Source organism: Kocuria sp. LUK, from assembly GCF_021012935.1.
Lineage (GTDB): Bacteria > Actinomycetota > Actinomycetes > Actinomycetales > Micrococcaceae > Kocuria > Kocuria flava.
Genome location: NZ_JAJMZI010000006.1, coordinates 79519 through 96701, shown reverse-complemented (window position 1 = coordinate 96701; position 17183 = coordinate 79519). Strand labels below are relative to the sequence as shown.

The 17183-nt window shown below is 76.3% G+C and carries 17 protein-coding genes; 16 read left to right on the top strand and 1 reads right to left on the bottom strand.

The window, feature by feature from the left end; genetic code table 11:
- Window positions 1–231 precede the first annotated feature (231 nt).
- Entirely contained in the window at window positions 232–759 is a 528-nt protein-coding gene (locus LQU92_RS11955; protein WP_101850768.1) for an inorganic diphosphatase, read from the bottom strand.
- Between the two features lie 167 nt (window positions 760–926).
- On the opposite strand from LQU92_RS11955, the gene LQU92_RS11950 reads away from it, so the two are divergent.
- From LQU92_RS11950 to lysS, 16 genes are all read left to right on the top strand, one after another.
- On the top strand, window positions 927–2342 hold the full coding sequence (locus tag LQU92_RS11950) for a D-alanyl-D-alanine carboxypeptidase (protein ID WP_230780958.1): 1416 nt from the start codon (window positions 927–929) through the stop codon (window positions 2340–2342).
- A gap of 208 nt (window positions 2343–2550) precedes the next feature.
- A complete protein-coding gene (locus tag LQU92_RS11945; protein WP_101850766.1) occupies window positions 2551–3747 on the top strand; it encodes a zinc-dependent metalloprotease in 1197 nt (398 codons plus the stop codon).
- 146 nt (window positions 3748–3893) lie between these two features.
- On the top strand, window positions 3894–4373 hold the full coding sequence (locus LQU92_RS11940) for a transcriptional regulator (RefSeq protein ID WP_058858092.1): 480 nt from the start codon (window positions 3894–3896) through the stop codon (window positions 4371–4373).
- Window positions 4370–5509, top strand: a complete 1140-nt coding sequence (gene tilS / locus LQU92_RS11935) for a tRNA lysidine(34) synthetase TilS (protein ID WP_230780955.1) — start codon at window positions 4370–4372, stop codon at window positions 5507–5509. Before LQU92_RS11940 ends, tilS begins: the two co-directional genes overlap by 4 nt.
- Window positions 5499–6050 carry a hypoxanthine phosphoribosyltransferase gene (hpt, locus tag LQU92_RS11930; RefSeq protein ID WP_101850764.1) on the top strand — a complete coding sequence of 184 codons (552 nt, stop codon included), beginning with the start codon at window positions 5499–5501 and terminating at the stop codon, window positions 6048–6050. Before tilS ends, hpt begins: the two co-directional genes overlap by 11 nt.
- 197 nt (window positions 6051–6247) lie before the next feature.
- Window positions 6248–8368 (top strand): ATP-dependent zinc metalloprotease FtsH, encoded by a 2121-nt coding sequence (gene ftsH, locus LQU92_RS11925; RefSeq protein ID WP_101850763.1) that lies wholly within the window; start codon window positions 6248–6250, stop codon window positions 8366–8368.
- Window positions 8369–8593: 225 nt separating this feature from the next.
- Window positions 8594–9127, top strand: a complete 534-nt coding sequence (gene folE, locus LQU92_RS11920) for a GTP cyclohydrolase I FolE (protein ID WP_230781133.1) — start codon at window positions 8594–8596, stop codon at window positions 9125–9127.
- A gap of 5 nt (window positions 9128–9132) precedes the next feature.
- On the top strand, window positions 9133–10038 hold the full coding sequence (gene folP / locus LQU92_RS11915) for a dihydropteroate synthase (protein WP_374229703.1): 906 nt from the start codon (window positions 9133–9135) through the stop codon (window positions 10036–10038).
- Complete coding sequence (gene folB, locus LQU92_RS11910; RefSeq protein ID WP_083529287.1) at window positions 10035–10490, top strand: dihydroneopterin aldolase; 456 nt, start codon at window positions 10035–10037, stop codon at window positions 10488–10490. The genes folP and folB overlap by 4 nt, the downstream gene beginning before the upstream one ends.
- Window position 10491: 1 nt before the next feature.
- The gene (gene folK / locus LQU92_RS11905) at window positions 10492–11019 is read left to right on the top strand and encodes a 2-amino-4-hydroxy-6-hydroxymethyldihydropteridine diphosphokinase (protein ID WP_230780951.1); all 528 of its coding nucleotides are present in this window, start codon (window positions 10492–10494) and stop codon (window positions 11017–11019) included.
- A 13-nt stretch (window positions 11020–11032) separates the two neighbouring features.
- Window positions 11033–11596, top strand: coding sequence for a DUF3180 family protein (locus LQU92_RS11900; RefSeq protein ID WP_230780949.1), 564 nt, complete (start codon window positions 11033–11035; stop codon window positions 11594–11596).
- Window positions 11550–12200 (top strand): PH domain-containing protein, encoded by a 651-nt coding sequence (locus LQU92_RS11895; RefSeq protein WP_308071631.1) that lies wholly within the window; start codon window positions 11550–11552, stop codon window positions 12198–12200. The genes LQU92_RS11900 and LQU92_RS11895 overlap by 47 nt, the downstream gene beginning before the upstream one ends.
- On the top strand, window positions 12197–13723 hold the full coding sequence (locus LQU92_RS11890) for a PH domain-containing protein (protein WP_230780947.1): 1527 nt from the start codon (window positions 12197–12199) through the stop codon (window positions 13721–13723). Before LQU92_RS11895 ends, LQU92_RS11890 begins: the two co-directional genes overlap by 4 nt.
- The gene (locus tag LQU92_RS11885; RefSeq protein WP_230780945.1) at window positions 13720–14673 is read left to right on the top strand and encodes a Rossmann-like and DUF2520 domain-containing protein; all 954 of its coding nucleotides are present in this window, start codon (window positions 13720–13722) and stop codon (window positions 14671–14673) included. Before LQU92_RS11890 ends, LQU92_RS11885 begins: the two co-directional genes overlap by 4 nt.
- On the top strand, window positions 14670–15524 hold the full coding sequence (gene panC, locus LQU92_RS11880; RefSeq protein ID WP_230780943.1) for a pantoate--beta-alanine ligase: 855 nt from the start codon (window positions 14670–14672) through the stop codon (window positions 15522–15524). The genes LQU92_RS11885 and panC overlap by 4 nt, the downstream gene beginning before the upstream one ends.
- A gap of 173 nt (window positions 15525–15697) precedes the next feature.
- Complete coding sequence (gene lysS / locus LQU92_RS11875; protein WP_230781131.1) at window positions 15698–17164, top strand: lysine--tRNA ligase; 1467 nt, start codon at window positions 15698–15700, stop codon at window positions 17162–17164.
- The last annotated feature ends 19 nt before the right edge of the window (window positions 17165–17183 follow it).

Here is a 17183-nt window from a genome sequence, read left to right as displayed (position 1 = left end):
GGGGACCCCCGCCGCTGCCGGGCACCGCGCGGGTGCGCACCGGCTGACCTCGATCCCGGTCCGCGGCCCCGGGACGCCGATGGGGGGATGCGTCCCCGGGGACCGCCGGGCCGGCGGCGCCGACCCGCTCCAACTCTATCCATCCACATGAATTTGCAACAGGGACGAGATGCGGGGAGGGGCCGGGGACCGTCCGGTCCCCGGCCCCTCCCCGGGCGTGCGCCGTGGCGCTCAGTCGGTGGAGGGAGCCTTCTCCTGCGCCTCGGCGGCGGAGTCGTAGGCGGACTGCTCGAAGCGCTCGAGGGCCTCGGTGACCAGCCGCTCGGCGGTCTCCTTGCCCTCCCAGCCCTCGCCCTTGACCCACTTGTTGGGCTCGAGGTCCTTGTAGCGCTCGAAGAAGTGCTGGATCTCCTTCTGCTTGAACTCGTCGATGTCGTCCAGGCCCTGGATGTGGTCGTAGCGCTTGTCCGTGGACACGCACAGGATTTTCGCGTCGCCGCCGGCCTCGTCGTTCATGTTGAACACGGCGATCGGGCGGGCCTCGACCAGCACGCCGGGGACGATGTCGAAGTCCAGCAGGACCAGGGCGTCCAGCGGGTCGCCGTCCTCGCCCAGGGTGTCCTCGAAGTAGCCGTAGTGGGCCGGGTACTGCATCGACGTGAACAGGACGCGGTCCAGGCGCAGCCGGCCGGTCTCGTGGTCGATCTCGTACTTCACGCGCGAGCCCTTGGGGATCTCGATGGTGACGTCCAACTCCATGGTGGTTCTCCTCGTGCAGGGAGTCCTCGTCCGGCGAGGACCCGGTGACAGCGGCCGGGCACGGCCGCACCACCCCGTCGGGGCGGTGGCAATCCGTCCCCACGATAGCGGCGCCCGCGCGGGCGGCGGTAACCGCACGCGCCCGGCCGCGGGCGCACAATGGGCCCGTGGCCCCCGACCCCCGACCCCGCCCCCGCGCCCGCACGCCCCGGGTGCTCGCCGTGCTGCTCGCGCTCGCGTGCGCCGCCACCGCCGCCTGGCTGCACCCGCACCTGGCCCCGGCCGGCGCGGAGGTGCCCGCCGCGCGCACCGTGCCGGCGGGCCCGCCCGAGCCCGCCGGCGCCACCCGTCCCGACCCCGGTGCGCCGCGGCCGGCCGCCGCCGACGTCACCGCCGCCGTCGAGCACGCCCTCACCGGGGTGCCCGCCGCGCGGCGCTCCGTGCTCGTGGCCGACGCCCTCACCGGCGAGCCCCTCGCCGCCCGGGACCCGGACGCCGCGCTCGTGCCCGCGTCCACCCAGAAGCTCGTCACGCTGCTGTCGCTGCTCACCCACGCCGGTCCCGGCGAGCGCCTGCGCACCCGGGTGCTCGCCGGGGACGCCCCGGGCACGGTCGTGCTCACGGGCGGGGGCGACGTCCTGCTCGGCGCCGGGTCCTCGGACCCGGGGGCCGTCGCGGGCCGGGCGGGGCTGCGCACCCTCGCCGAGCGCACCGCCGCCGCGCTCGCCGGGCGCGGGACCACCGGCCCCGTGACCGTCCGGTGGGACGCCTCCCTCTTCCCGGGGCCGGCCCTCAACCCCGCCTGGGCCGACGGCGACGTCGCCGCCGGGCGGATCGGGCCGACGACGGCGCTGGCCCTCGCCGGGGACACCCTCGGCGAGGGGGCCGGTGCCGCCGACCCCGCCGCACGGGCCGCCGCGGTCCTGGCCGCCGAGCTGGACCGGCTGCTGCCGGGCGGGGCCGCCCTGGCGCCCGGACCGGGGCCGGCCCCGCCCGGCGCCGCCGAGCTCGCCGCGGTCGAGTCGGCCGCCCTGGCCGAGCAGGCGGAGCTGATGGTCCGCGAGTCGCGCAACGACCTCGCCGAGGCCCTGGGCCGGGTCGCCGCGGTCGCGGCCGGCCTGCCCGGCAGCATCGAGGGCGCGCGCACCGCCGCCGAGCGGGCCCTGGCCGTCCACGGGATCCCCGCCGAGGGAGCCGTGCTCTCCGACGCCTCGGGGATGTCGCTGCAGGACCGGCTCCCGGCCCGCACCCTCGAGCACCTCGTGCGCGTGCTCGTCACCGACACCGGCGGCCGGCTCGCCCCGGGCGCCCGCGCCCTGCCCGTGGCCGGGGCCACCGGGACCCTCGCGGCGCGCTTCGACGACCCCGGCGAGCAGGCCGGCCGCGGCGCCGCCCGGGCCAAGACCGGCACGCTGTTCACCGTGGTCTCCCTCTCGGGGCACGTCAGCACCCGCGACGGGCGGCTGCTCACCTTCGCCGTGCTCCTGGACGGGGTCACCGACCCGGCCGCGGCCCGCGACGCCATCGACCGCGCCGTGGCGGCGCTCGCGGACCTGTGCGCCGCTCCGTGCACGGCCCCCTGACCGCCCGCCCCGCCGCGCCCTGCCCTCTCCCGCGAGATTCCACGGCCGCGCCGAGTCCCCACCACGGCTGCGGCAGCGGCGTGGGCCCCCGCGGCGGGCACGGGATCCCGCGGGAGAGGGCGAGCTCGCGGGCGGGGGTGGACGGGGCGGGGGTGCAACAGTCCGGCGGCCGAGGGGGTTGCCCGGGCCGGTGTGGTTGCATGAGGGCATGAGCGCTCCAGACCGCAGCCCGGACCCCGCCACCGGCCCCGCGACGGGAGCCGCGGGGACCTCCGCCGCGGACGGCGCGGCACCGGCGATTGTTCGCTGGGACCTCGCGGCGGAGACCGCCGCGCGGATCACCCCGGCCGGCCCCCGGCTCCCGGCCCGGGCGATGCGCTCCGCCGTCGCCTCCCTGCGCCGCCACGCCGAGGACTCCGTGGACCACGTCCACCGCATCTCCGGGCTGGACGCCGCCCGCGACCTGCGCGACTCCACGGTGCTGGTGGTGGACCGCGCCGGCTGGGCCAAGGCCAACGCCCAGTCCTTCGAGGTTCTCATGGAGCCGGCCGCCCAGGCGCTGCGCCGCCGCCGTCCCGAGCAGTTCGGGGCCGCCGCCACCGCGCTCGGCGGGACCGCCACGGCCGTGGAGATGGCCGGGGTGCTGGGCTTCCTCTCCGCGAAGGTGCTCGGGCAGTACGACCCCTACGCCGGGCTCGTCTCCGCGGAGGCCGCGGCCCGGCACCCGGGCGGGCGGCTGATGCTCGTGGCCCCGAACATCCTCACGGTGGAGCGCGAGCTCAACGTGGAGCCCGAGGACTTCCGGCTGTGGGTGTGCCTGCACGAGCAGACCCACAGGGTGCAGTTCGCGGCGGCGCCCTGGCTCCGCACCCACATGCTCGAGCAGATCCGCCTGCTCTCCGAGTCCGTGCTGGGCCGGCCCGAGGCCCTGGGGGAGCGGCTGGGCGAGGCCGTCCGCTCCCTCACGGCCCGCCGCCCCGCCGACGGCCCGGCCGAGGCCTCGCTGGGGCTGGTGGGGCTGCTCATGGGCCGGCGGGAGAAGGAGGTCCTCTCCCACCTCACCGCGGTGATGAGCCTGCTCGAGGGCCACGCCAACTTCGTGATGGACGGCGTCGACGCCTCGGTCGTGCCCTCCGTGCGCACCATCCGCCGCCGCTTCGAGCGGCGCTCCGAGCTGCAGGGGGCCCTCGACCGGTTCGTGCGCCGCCTGCTCGGGATGGACGCCAAGATGCGCCAGTACAGCGACGGCCAGCGCTTCGTGACGGCCGTCGTCGCAGCGAGCGGGCTCGCGGGGTTCAACCGGATCTGGGAGCGCGTCGAGCACCTGCCCTCCGAGGCCGAGATCCACGACCCGCAGCGGTGGATCGACCGCGTGCTGACTCCGGGGGCGCACCCCTCCTCTTGATCGCGACCTGGGAGTGTGCTAGGAATCCGCGACCCTGGTCTGACATGCAAATACATTGATTTGCGATCGCCCGGAAGGGGGTGCCACCGCCGGTCACGGCGCGCAACGCGGTAGGTGACAGAAGATTTCTGTGCCAAGATCTTTACGTGAGCACAGAGAACATCGAACAGCAGGTCCGGCTGTACGGCCAGCCGCTCTCGGAGCGGTTCGGCGCGATCGTCCAGGCCTACGGCATCACCCAGCGGCGGCTCGCCGAGGTCCTCGGCCTGTCCGCCCCCATGCTGTCGCAGCTCAACAGCGGCCGGCGGATCAAGATCGGCAACCCGGCCGTCTACGAGCGCCTCGTCATGCTCGAGCAGCGCATCGGCACCCCGGACGTCGAGGAGGTCCTCGCGCAGGTCGAGGCCTCCCAGCCCGTGCTGTCGACCACGCAGATCCAGGCGGGCATCCACAGCGAGACCAACGCCGTGGCCGCCCTCGCGACCGTCGTCCCGCAGCGTGAGCTCGAGGTCGCCGTGGACCTGCTGGGGGAGGGTGCTCCCACGCTCGCCAAGGTCGTGGGCCTGGCCGTGCGCGAGGCGGAGCACCGTCAGGCCGTGAGCGCCCGCGAGGGCGCCCGCGGGTGACGCAGTTCGGCCGCCGCGGCCGGCTGTCCCCGGACGTCGCCGCGGCACGGCGGCTCGTGCTCGACGCCGTCCGTGCGCACCCGGGGGCCGGCGGCGACCCGCTCGTGCTGGTCGCCTGCAGCGGCGGCCCCGACTCGCTGGCCCTGGCCGCGGCCGCGGCCCACTTCGCCCGCCGGGGCGTGCTGCGCGTGGGCGGGGTCGTCGTCGACCACGGGCTCCAGGAGGGCTCCGCCGAGGTCGCCGCCCGCACGGCGGAGACGCTGCGCGGGCTCGGGCTCGACCCCGTGCACATCACCGCCGTGACCGTCCGCCGCGGGACGGAGGGCCCCGAGATGGCCGCCCGCACGGCCCGCTACGCCGGGATCGCCGAGGTCGTGCGCCGCACCGGCGCCGCCGCGGTGCTGCTCGGGCACACCCTCGACGACCAGGCGGAGTCCGTGCTGCTGGGCCTGGCCCGCGGCTCCGGCACCCGGTCGCTGGCCGGCATGCCGCCGGTGCGCGAGCTCGACGGCGTCACCTACCTGCGGCCCTTCCTCGAGCTGACCCGCGAGCAGACGCTGGCCGTGTGCGCGGCCGAGCAGCTCGAGCCCTGGCACGACCCCACCAACGGCGACACCACGCTCACGCGCTCCCGGATCCGCCACCGGGTCCTGCCCGTCCTCAAGGCGGAGCTGGGGCCGGGGATCGCCCGTGCCCTGGCGCGCTCCGCCGCGATCCTGGGCCCCGACGCCCGCTTCCTCGACGAGGCCGGGGGCGAGCTGCTGGCCCGCGCCCGCGCCGCCGCGCCCCCGGCGCCCGGGCCGGGTGGACAGGAGCCGGGCGGTGCCCTCCGGCTCGACCTGGAGGTGCTGCAGGAGGCCCCCGAGGCCCTGCGCCGGCGGGCCCTGGCCGCGGCGGTCGTGGCCGCCGGCGGGCAGTCCCCGTCCCACGAGCGCCTCGGCGCCCTCGACGCGCTGGCCCGCGGCCGGGGCGCGGCGGGGCCGGTCCAGATGGCGGGTAAGGTGTCCGTGTGGCGCAGGCGCCCGCAGCCCGGCACCCGCGGGCCCGGGCACCTGGAGCTCGCCGGGCCGCGTCCCGGCGGGGCCGCCGCACCGGAATCCGGACCCGCATCGCACGAGGAGCGCCGTGAAGGCTGAGGACGTCCAGGGGGATCTCACCGAGGTCCTGTTCACCAGGGAAGAGATCGAGGCGAAGATCGCCGAGCTCGCGGCGGCCGTGGACGCCGACTACCGGGGCCGCGACGTCCTGCTGGTCGGCGTGCTCAAGGGCGCCGTGATGGTCATGGCCGACCTGTGCCGCGCCCTCAAGGGCCAGTACCCCATGGACTGGATGGCGGTGTCCTCCTACGGCTCCGGCACCAAGTCCTCCGGGGTGGTGCGGATCCTCAAGGACCTCGACACCGACCTCTCCGGGCGGGACGTGCTCATCGTCGAGGACATCATCGACTCGGGCCTCACCCTCTCCTGGCTGCGCGCCAACCTGGAGTCCCGCCGCGCCGCCTCGGTGGAGATCTGCGCGCTGCTGCGCAAGCCCGAGGCCGCGAAGACCGCGATCGACGTCCGCTACGTGGGCTGGGACATCCCCAACGAGTTCGTGGTCGGCTACGGCCTCGACTACGCCGAGAAGTACCGCAACCTCGACTGCATCGCCACCCTGGCCCCGCACGTCTACGAGTGAGCGCGCGGGCGCACCGCCCGCCGTCCCCGCCCGTGCCCCGGGCCGGGGCGGCGGGCGCTGTCCGCTGACAGGGAACTCCCCGGCCCTTCCCGGCCCCCGCCGGTGGGCGGGCTGTACATTGTAGGTCTGCGTCCCCTGGACCGGCCCCGGGCGGGCCCGAGGGGGCCGGACCCACCATCCACGGGAGGATCAACGGCTTGGCCACGGCGAAAAAACCCAACAACTTCTTCAGGGGACCCTGGTTCTGGGTGCTGCTGGCCGTCCTGGTGCTCTTCCCCCTCGTGGGCACCCTCACCACCGGCTCCTCGGGGCGGGTGGACACCAACGTGGGCCTGCAGCTGCTCGCCGACGGCAAGGTCTCCGAGGCCAAGATCTACGACGGCCAGCAGAAGGTCGAGCTCCAGCTCGAGGAGGACCTGACCGTCGAGGGCCGCGACCTCGGGCGCAGCGTCGAGTTCTACTACGTCACCCCGCGCGCCGACGACGTCGTCGAGGCCATGGACGCCGCCGACCTCGAGGGCTTCACCGACCAGCCCGTGGAGTCCAACTGGTTCACGAGCCTGCTCGGGTTCCTGCTGCCGTTCCTGATCATCCTGGCGATCTTCTGGTTCGTCTTCTCCCGCATGCAGGGAGGCGGCTCGCAGGTCATGCGCTTCGGCCGCTCCCGGGCGAAGATGTTCGACAAGGACAACCCCACCGTCACCTTCGCCGACGTCGCCGGCGCCGACGAGGCCGTCCAGGAGCTCGACGAGATCAAGCAGTTCCTCGTCGAGCGCGACCGCTTCACCGCCCTCGGGGCGAAGGTGCCCAAGGGCGTGCTGCTCTACGGCCCGCCCGGCACCGGCAAGACGCTGCTGGCCCGTGCCGTGGCCGGGGAGGCGGGCGTGCCGTTCTTCTCGATCTCCGGCTCCGACTTCGTGGAGATGTTCGTGGGCGTGGGCGCCTCCCGCGTGCGCGACCTCTTCCAGCAGGCCAAGGAGAACGCCCCCGCGATCATCTTCGTCGACGAGATCGACGCCGTCGGCCGCCAGCGCGGCGCCGGCATGGGCGGCGGCAACGACGAGCGCGAGCAGACCCTCAACCAGCTGCTCGTGGAGATGGACGGCTTCGACGCCACGACCAACGTCATCCTCATCGCCGCGACCAACCGCCCCGACGTCCTGGACCCGGCGCTGCTGCGCCCGGGCCGCTTCGACCGCCAGATCGGCGTGGAGGCCCCGGACATGAAGGGCCGTCTGCAGATCCTGCGCGTGCACGCCCAGGGCAAGCCGCTGGCGGACAACGTGGACCTCGCCGGCGTGGCCAAGCGCACCCCCGGCTTCACCGGCGCGGAGCTGGCCAACGTCATGAACGAGGCGGCGCTGCTCACCGCCCGCTCGCACGCCCAGCTGATCGACGACCGGGCCGTGGACGAGGCCATCGACCGCGTCATCGCCGGTCCGCAGAAGCGCAGCCGCATCATGAAGGAGCTCGAGCGCAAGGTCACCGCCTACCACGAGGGCGGGCACGCGCTCGTGGCCGCGGCCCTGCGCAACACCGACCCGGTCACCAAGATCACGATCCTCCCGCGCGGGCGGGCCCTGGGCTACACCATGGTGATGCCCCTGGACGACAAGTACTCGACCACCCGCAACGAGCTGCTGGACCAGATGGCCTACGCCATGGGCGGGCGCGCCGCCGAGGAGATCGTCTTCCGCGACCCCTCCACCGGCGCCTCCAACGACATCCAGAAGGCCACCGACACCGCCCGCAAGATGGTCACCCAGTACGGGATGAGCGCCCGCGTGGGCTCCATCAAGCTCGGCGGGGACAGCTCCGAGCCGTTCCTGGGCCGCGACGCCGCGGGCGGCGGGCGGGAGTACTCCGAGCGCACCGCCGCGATCGTGGACGAGGAGGTCCGGGCGCTGCTGGAGCAGGCCCACGACGAGGCCCACCAGATCCTCATGGACAACCGCGGGGTCCTCGACCGGCTGGCCCTCGAGCTGCTCGAGAAGGAGACGCTCAACGAGGCCCAGATCGCCGAGCTGTTCCGCGACGTGCGCAAGCGCGACCTGCGCCCGGTGTGGCTGTCCAAGGACACCCGGCCCGTCTCCGACGTCCCGCCCGTGGTCACCCCCGCGGAGCGGGAGGAGGCCCGGCGCCTCCACGTCCAGGACCCCTCGACCCTGGCCCCGCAGGACCAGGCCGCCGCCGCGAAGCCGGAGCACCCCCTCGAGGTCCCCGAGCGCGGGCACTCGGCGCCTCCCGGCGAGGACGGCGGGGCCGCCCGGGGCTCCGGTGCCGCGGGGGAGCACGGTCCCGGGCACGGGCGCGCCTGAGCGCCGCCTAGGATGGGGCGCGAGGCCGGGCGCGCCCGGCGACCAGCACTGCCCGGCGAGACCGCACAGCACCAGGAGGAGGGCGCGTTGCCCCACGAGGCCCGCACCGACGGAACCACCCCGCACGACCCGCGGCAGGAGGCCTTCGAGCCGCCCTATCCCGACCCGGACCCCGCCCTCGAGGCGGGGGCGGGCGCGGTCGACCAGGAGCGGGTCGCCGCCGCGGTGCGGGAGCTGCTGCTGGCCATCGGGGAGGACCCCGACCGGGAGGGCCTGCAGGGCACGCCGGGCCGGGTGGCCCGGGCCTGGGCCGAGATGTTCGCCGGCCTGCACCAGGACCCGGGCGAGGTGCTCGGGACGACCTTCGACATCGGCCACTCCGAGATGGTCCTCGTCAAGGACATCCCCTTCTACTCCACCTGCGAGCACCACCTGGTGCCCTTCCACGGCCACGCCCACGTCGGCTACATCCCCGGCCACGACGGCGCGGTCACGGGCCTGAGCAAGCTCGCCCGCCTCGTGGACCTCTACGCCCGCCGCCCGCAGGTCCAGGAGCGGCTGACCACCCAGATCGTCGACGCGATCGTGGAGCACCTGGCCCCGGCGGGGGTGATCGTCGTCGTGGAGTGCGAGCACCTGTGCATGTCGATGCGCGGGGTCCGCAAGCCGGGGGCGAAGACCGTCACCTCCGCCGTGCGCGGCCAGCTGCGCGAGACCGCCACCCGGGCCGAGGCCATGAGCCTCATCCTGGGCCGGTGACGGCCGTGACGGCCGTGACAGGCCCGGGCACCGCCGGCTGGGGCTCCTTCGAGGCCCTGCCCCGGGACCGGACCCTCGTGATGGGCATCCTCAACGTCACCCCCGACTCCTTCAGCGACGGCGGGGCCCACGACGGCCACCGGGCCGCGGTCGCCCACGGGCTGCGGCTGATGGCGGAGGGCGCCGACCTCGTGGACGTCGGCGGGGAGTCCACCCGCCCCGGCTCCGAGCGGATCGGCCCGGCCGAGGAGCAGCGCCGGATCCTGCCCGTCGTGGCCGAGCTCGCGGCCGCGGGCGCCGTCCTCAGCGTCGACACCTTCCACCCGGAGACCGCCGAGGCCGTCCTGGACGCCGGCGCGCACGTGATCAACGACGTCTCCGGGCTGAGCACCTCCGCGGAGATGATCGCCCTCGTGGCGGAGCGGCGGGTCCCGTACGTCCTGATGCACGCCCGCGGCACGCCCGGGACCATGGACTCCCTGGCCGTCTACGACGACGTCGCCGGGGAGGTCCTCGGCGAGCTCGGGCAGCTGCGGGCCCGGGTGCTCGAGGCCGGACTGCCGCCCGAGCTGCTGATCCTCGACCCCGGCCTGGGCTTCGCCAAGCGCGGGACGCAGAACTGGGCGGTGCTGCGGGCCCTGCCGCGGCTGCTCGCCACCGGCCACAGGGTCCTCGTGGCCGGGTCCCGCAAGCGCTTCCTGGGCGGGCTGCTCGAGGACGCCGGCGGGCCCCGGCCGGCGGGCGGGCGCGATGCCGCGACCGCCGCGCTCAGCGCCCTGGCCGCCCGCGAGGGGGCCTGGGCCGTGCGCGTGCACGACGTGCGCTCGAGCGCCGACGCCGTGGCCGTGGCCCACGCCTGGGTTGGGGTGGAGCCGCCCGTGCTGCGCCCGGGTGCGGAGGCGGACGCGTGAGCCGGCTGCCGCGGGAGGACCACGGCACGGCGCGCGGCGGGGACCGGGCCGGGCGCCAGCTCGCCCCGCCCGCCGCCGCCCGCCCGGCGGAGCGCCGCGACCGGATCAATCTCATGGGCGTCGGCGCGGTCGGCTACCACGGGGTGCTCGAGCAGGAGAAGCGCAGCGGCCAGCCCTTCTTCGTGGACGTCGTGATGTACCTGGACCTCGCCCCCGCGGGCACCGCCGACGACGTCGCCCGCACCGCCCACTACGGCGAGGTCGCCGAGCAGGTCCGGGACATCGTGACGGGCCCCAGCGTGGACCTGCTCGAGACCCTCGCCGAGCGGATCGCCGCACAGCTGCTCGGGGCCTTCCCCCTCGACGCGGTGGAGATCACCGTGCACAAGCCCAAGGCGCCCATCGAGGTCACCTTCTCCGACGTGTCCGTGACGATCTACCGGGAGCGCTGAGATGGGCGTGCGGGCCGTCCTCGCGCTGGGCGCGAACCTCGGGGACCGGGAGGGGACCCTGCGCCGGGCCGCCCTCGAGCTGGCCGCCCACCCCCGGATCCGCCTCGTGCGGGCCTCGCCCGTGGTCGCCACCGCGCCCGTGGGCGGACCGCCCGGGCAGGACGAGTTCCGCAACGCGGTCGTCGAGGTCGAGACCGACCTCGCGCCCCTCGAGCTGCTGCGCGCCTGCCAGGAGGTCGAGGACCGCCACCACCGCACCCGCGAGGTGCGCTGGGGGCCCCGCACCCTCGACGTCGACGTCGTCGACTACGGCGCGCGCCGCCTCGACAGCCCCGAGCTGACCCTCCCGCACCCCCGTGCCGCCGGGCGCGCGTTCGTGCTCGTGCCCTGGGCGCTCATGGACCCGGAGGCGGTCCTCGACGGGCGCCCGGTCGCCGAGCTCGCCCGCGCCGCCCCCGACCGGGACGGCGTCGGCCCCGGCACCGAGCCCCTGCTGCCCGCGGACCCGCCCGGGCCGCCGGGGCGCTGAGAGGGGGCCGGCCGTGCACGTGCTCACCGTTCCCGCCCTGCTGATGTGCGCCGCCGCCGCCGGTGCGGTCGGCTGGAGCGCCAACCGGGTCTCCACCGGCGCCGGCGGGCCCCTGCTCGTCCTGCCGTGGGCCTCGCTGGCCGCCTGCGCGGCCGTCGCCGTGGTCCTGCTCGTCCTCGGCCTGCGGGTCAGGCGCTACCAGGAGGGCCGGCGCCCGGAGCGTTTCGAGCCGGTCGTCGCCGCCCGCACCGCCGCCGGCGCCCAGGCCGTCGCGTGGGCCGGGGCGGTGCTGGCCGGCTGGCACGCGACCATCGCCCTCGAGCAGCTGACCCTGGTCGGCCTGCGCTCGGAGCAGGGCCCCCTGTGGGCGAGCCTGGCCCACACCGGCGCCGGGCTCGTGCTCGTCGTCGTCGGCTGGGTCGTCGAGGGCTTCTGCAAGCTCCCGCCCGACGACCCCGACGCCGAGGAGGCCGCCGAGTACGGTAGGGGGCGGGACAAGGAGCTGCCCGAGGGAGAAGGTGGTTATGCCCGTGGAATCCCCCCGCGACCCCGCGAAGGACCCGGCGGCGCCGGCTGAGCCGGCGCGCCCCGGCTCCGCGCCCCCCGGCCCGCTGCCGGGACGCACGGCCGGGGCCCCGGCGGGAGGGGACCCCGCGCCGCAGGAGCACGCGCCGGGAGACCGGGGGATCGACCCCGAGGGGATCGTGTGGACCCGGGTCTCGCCGCGCCACACCACCCTCGTGCTCGTCTCCGGGCTGGCCGCGACGCTGTTCTGGACGGCGGTCGTCGGCTGGCCGGCCGTGCTCGTGGCCACGGGCACGTGGTCGGCGCCCCTGCCCCTGCTGGCCCTGCCCCCGGCGGCGGTGCTGCTGATCGGGGCCGTCTCCCTGGCCCTGGCCCCGCGCCGGGTGCGCGCCATCGGCTACGCCGAGCGCGGGGAGGACCTGCTGGTGCGCCGCGGTCTGCTCTACCAGCGCGTCACCGTCATCCCCTACGGGCGCATGCAGTACGTGGACGTCTCGGTCTCCCCGCTGCAGCGGGCCCTCGGCCTGGCCACGGTCAGGCTGCACACCGCCGCCGTGGGCAGCCACGCCGAGATCCCCGGGGTCGAGCACGCCGAGGCCGCCCGGCTGCGCGAGCGGCTCACCGCCCGCGGCGAGGCCCTCCTGGCGGGCCTGTGAGCGGCGCCCCCGCCCCCGCGGCCGGGCCCGCCGCGGGGCACCCCGGCGAGGAGGCGGTCTGGCGCCGCGTCCACCCGCTCACCCCCGTGGTCCGGGGCTGGCTCGCGGTGCTCGTGCTCGGCGGCGCCTTCGTCAACATCGTCCTCGACGACCTCGTCGGGGGCTACCTCGGGGCGCCGGGACCGCGGCCGCCGGAGGACCTCGACCTGTCCCGGCTGGGCACGGGCTTCTGGCTCGCCGCGGCCGGGGGCGCGGCCCTGCTGCTCGGGGCCGCCGCCGGTGTCGTGCTCGTCGCGTGGTGGTTCACCCGCTTCCAGGTCGGCGCCGAGCACGTGCGGGTGCGCTCCGGGGTCCTGTTCCGCCGCGAGCGCCAGGCCCGCCTGGACCGGGTCCAGGCCATCGACATCCACCGTCCCTTCGTGCCCCGGCTGCTGGGGCTGGCCGAGCTGAAGTTCGAGGTCGCCGACGCGGGGGAGTCCGCCGTCTCCCTCGCCTACCTCACCCACGCCCAGGCCCGGGCCCTGCGCGCCGAGCTGCTCGGGCGCCTGCCCCGCCCCGCGGCCCCGGGCGGGCGGCGCCCTGCCCCCTGGGCGCACCCGCCCGCCGCCCCGGCCGGGGAGGAGGACGAGCACCCGGTGCTCGCCGTCCCCGCCGGCCGGCTGATCGGCTCCGTGCTCGCCTCGGGCACCGCCCTCGTGCTCGTCGCGCTGCTCGCGGCGGCCCCCGTGGCCCTGCTCGCCGACCCCGTGGCCGGTCCCGGGCTGCTCGCCGCGTGGATCCCCGGGCTGCTGAGCTTCGGGGCCGTCGCCTACCGGCGCGTCGAGCAGGGCTGGCGCTTCCGGCTGCTGCGCCTGCCCGCCGGCCTGCGCGTGCGCCACGGCCTGCTCGGGGTCCGCTCCCAGACCGTGCCCGTGGGCCGGATCCAGGCCGTGGGCGTGGACCGTCCCCTGCTGTGGCGGCCCTTCGGCTGGTACCGCGTGCGCGTGAACGTGGCCGGCTACGGCCCCGGCGCCGGCGACGAGGAGGCGCTGCGCTCGACCCTGCTGCCCGTGGGCACGCGCGCGGAGGTCCACGCCGTGCTGCGCCTGGCCCTGCCGGCCGTTCCTCCGGCGGGCCTCGCGGCGCTCGTGGACGAGGGGCTGCACGGGAGCGGCGGGCAGGGCCGCTTCACGACCTCCCCGCGCCGGGCCCGGTGGCTGGACCCGCTGACCCACCGGCGCACGGGCTTCGCCGCGGACGAGGCCGTGCTGGTCGTGCGCGGCGGGCGCCTGGCCCGCCGCGCCGCCGTGGTGCCGCACGAGAAGACCCAGTCGGTGGCCGTGCAGCAGGGCCCGCTCGAGCGCGCCCTCGCCCTCGCCGACGTGCACCTGCACTCGGTGCCGGGCCCGGTCTCCGTCGTCGTGCCCCACCTCGACGCCGCCGCCGCCCGGGGGCTCGCGGCCGCGCAGGCCGTGCACGCGACCGGCGCCCGTAGACTGGCCGACGCCCCGCGACCGCCCCGACCCCCGCAGGAGGGACCATGAGCGACCCGACCCACCGCCCGGGACGCCTCGGCATCGGGGTCGTCGGCGCGGGCAAGGTCGGCGCGGTGCTCGGCGCCGCGCTGCGCGCCGCAGGCCACGCCGTGGTCGGGGCCAGCGCCGTCTCCGAGGCCAGCCGCGAGCGGGCCGCGACCCTGCTGCCGGACGTGCCGGTGCTCGAGGTGCCGGACGTGGTCCGCCGCGCCGAGCTCGTGCTGCTGGCCGTGCCCGACGACGAGCTGCCCGGGCTCGTGCAGGGCCTGGCCGACGCGGGACTGTGGCAGGCGGGCCAGCTCGTCGTGCACACCGCCGGGCGCTGGGGCACCGACGTGCTCGAGCCCGCCCGCCGGGCCGGGGCGATCCCGCTGGCGATCCACCCGGCCATGACCTTCACCGGGCTCAGCCTCGACCTGGCCCGCCTGAACGACTGCTCGTTCGGGGTGACGGCCCCCGCCCCCGTGCTGCCCATCGCCCAGGCCCTGGTCGTCGAGATGGGCGCCGAGCCGGTCGTGGTGGCCGAGGCCGACCGCGGGCTCTACCACGCGGCCCTCGCTCACGCCGCCAACCACGCGATGACCCTCACCGGCCAGTCCGCCCAGGTGCTGCGCGAGATCGGGGTGGCCCGCCCCGAGCGGGTCCTGGGCCCCCTGCTGCGCGCGAGCCTCGACAACGCCCTCGCCGCCGGGGAGCGGGCCCTGACCGGCCCGGTCGCCCGCGGCGACGCCGGCACCGTGGCCGCCCACCGCCGCGCCCTCGACGAGTACGCGCGCGGGCACGCCGGCGACGACGTGCTGCTGGCGTACCTCGACCTCGCCCGCGTCACCGCGCGCCGGGCCCTGGACCGCGGCCTGCTCGAGCGCTCCCGCTACGACGCCGTGCTGGCCGCCCTCGAGCTCACCGGCGCCCCCGGCGAGCCCGACCCCCGCCCCGCCGACGGAGAGGACACCCCGTGAGCCCCGCCCCCCGCGTCTGCCACGACCCCGCCGAGTTCCGCACCGCCCTCGCCGAGCGCCTGGCGGCGGCGGGCGCGGGCCCCGCCTCGCTGGGGCTGGTGCCCACGATGGGCGCGCTGCACGAGGGCCACGGCCACCTGGTGCGCCGGGCCAGGGCGGAGAACGACGTGGTCGCCGTCTCGATCTTCGTCAACCCGCTGCAGTTCGGCCCCGGCGAGGACTACGAGCGCTACCCGCGCACCCTCGAGGCCGACCTCGAGCTGCTCGCCCGGCACGGGGCCGACCTCGTGCTCGCCCCCGGGCTCGAGCAGATGTACCCGGGCGGGGAGCCGCTCGTGCGGGTCACCGCCGGGCGGCTGGGCACGGTCCTCGACGGCGCCAGCCGGCCCGGGCACTTCGACGGCGCCCTCACCGTGGTCAACCGGCTGCTCAACCTCACCGCCCCCCGCGGCGGGGGAGCCTTCCGCGCCTACTTCGGGGAGAAGGACGCCCAGCAGCTGCTGCTCGTGCGGCGGATGGTCGCGGACTTCGCCCTGCCCGTCGAGGTCCGCCCCGTGCCGATCGTGCGGGACGCCGACGGGCTCGCCCTGTCCTCCCGCAACCGCTACCTCGACGACGACGAGCGCCGCGCCGCCCTCGTGCTCCCGCGCACGCTGGCCGCCCTCGCCGCGGGGGAGGTGGACCTGCCCGCCGCGCGCGCCCGGATCGACGCCGAGGACGGGGTGCGGCTGGACTACCTCGTCGTCGTCGACCCCGCGACCCTCGAACCGGCCGAACCGGGCCCCGGCGCCCTCGCGCTGGTCGCCGCCCGCGTCGGCACGACCCGGCTGATCGACAACCGCGCGCTCTGACCCCCGCTCCCGGCCGGGGCGCGGGGGCCGCGGGCCCCGCGCTATCCTGGTCGACTGTGACCGACGCGCAGAACAGCACCCCGACCGCCGAGACGACCGCCGAGCCGACCCCGGGGACCGCCTCCCCCCGGCCCGCCGAGGACCGCGCCCGGGAGGCGGCCGAGCAGGCGGAGCTGAGCGAGCAGATGCAGTTCCGCCTCGCCAAGCGCGCCCGCCTGCTCGAGGAGGGGCGGGAGGCCTACCCGGTGGGCGTCCCCCGCACCCACACCCTCGCCCAGGTCCGCGAGACCTGGGGGGACCTGGAGGCCGGCGAGGAGACCGGGCAGTTCACGGCCGTCGCCGGGCGCGTGGTGTTCGTGCGCAACACCGGCAAGCTGTGCTTCGCGACCCTCCAGGAGGGCGACGGCACCCGCCTGCAGGTCATGCTCTCCCGGGCCGAGGTGGGGGAGGAGGCCCTGGCCGACTGGAAGGCCCTCGTGGACCTCGGCGACTTCGTGGCCGTGCACGGCGAGGTCGTCTGCTCCCGGCGCGGGGAGCTGTCCGTGATGGCGGACTCCTGGACCATGGCCGCCAAGGCGCTGCGCCCGCTGCCGACCCTCCACCACGGGCTCAGCGAGGAGACCCGCGTCCGGCAGCGCTACCTCGACCTCATCGTCCGCCCGGAGGCGCGCGACGTGGTGGTCAAGCGCGCGCGGATCATCCAGACGGTGCGCTCCACCCTCGTGGAGCAGGGCTACGTGGAGATCGAGACGCCCATGCTCCAGCTGGTCCACGGCGGGGCCACCGCGCGTCCCTTCGAGACCCACCTCAACGCGTTCGACCAGGACATGACCCTGCGCATCGCGACCGAGCTCTACCTCAAGCGGGCCGTGGTCGGCGGGATCGAGCGGGTCTTCGAGATCGGGCGGGTCTTCCGCAACGAGGGCGTCGACTCCTCGCACAGCCCCGAGTTCACGACCCTGGAGGCCTACGAGGCCTACGCCGACCAGTTCACGATGGCCGAGCGGATCAGGCAGATCATCCTCGCGTGCGCCGACGCCCTGGGCGTGGACACGATCGAGACCGAGCGCGGGACCATCGACCTGCGCGGGGAGTGGCGGTGGCTGTCCGTGTACCCGGCGCTGTCGGAGGCCGTGGGACAGGAGATCACCCCGGCGACCCCCGAGGACGTGCTGCGGCGGATCGCCGAGGAGCACGGGGTCGCCGTGAGCCCGCTGTGGGACGCCGAGAAGCTCGTGCTCGAGCTCTTCGGCGAGATCGTGGAGCCCACCCTGATCCAGCCGACCTTCGTGTGCGACTACCCGCCCTCGGCGCAGCCGCTGGCGCGCCAGCACCGCTCCGAGCACGGGCTGATCGAGGCCTGGGACCTCATCATCGGCGGCATGGAGCGCGGCACGGCCTTCTCCGAGCTGATCGACCCCGTGGTCCAGCGCGAGCGGCTCACGGAGCAGTCCCGGCTCGCCGCGGCCGGCGACGCCGAGGCGATGCAGCTCGACGAGGACTTCCTGCGGGCCCTCGAGCACGGCGCCCCGCCCATGGGCGGGCTCGGGCTGGGCCTGGACCGGCTCATCATGCTCTTCACCGACCTCGGGATCCGCGAGACCATCCTCTTCCCCCTCATGAAGCCCGAGCAGGACTGAGCGCCCGCCCGTCCAGCCG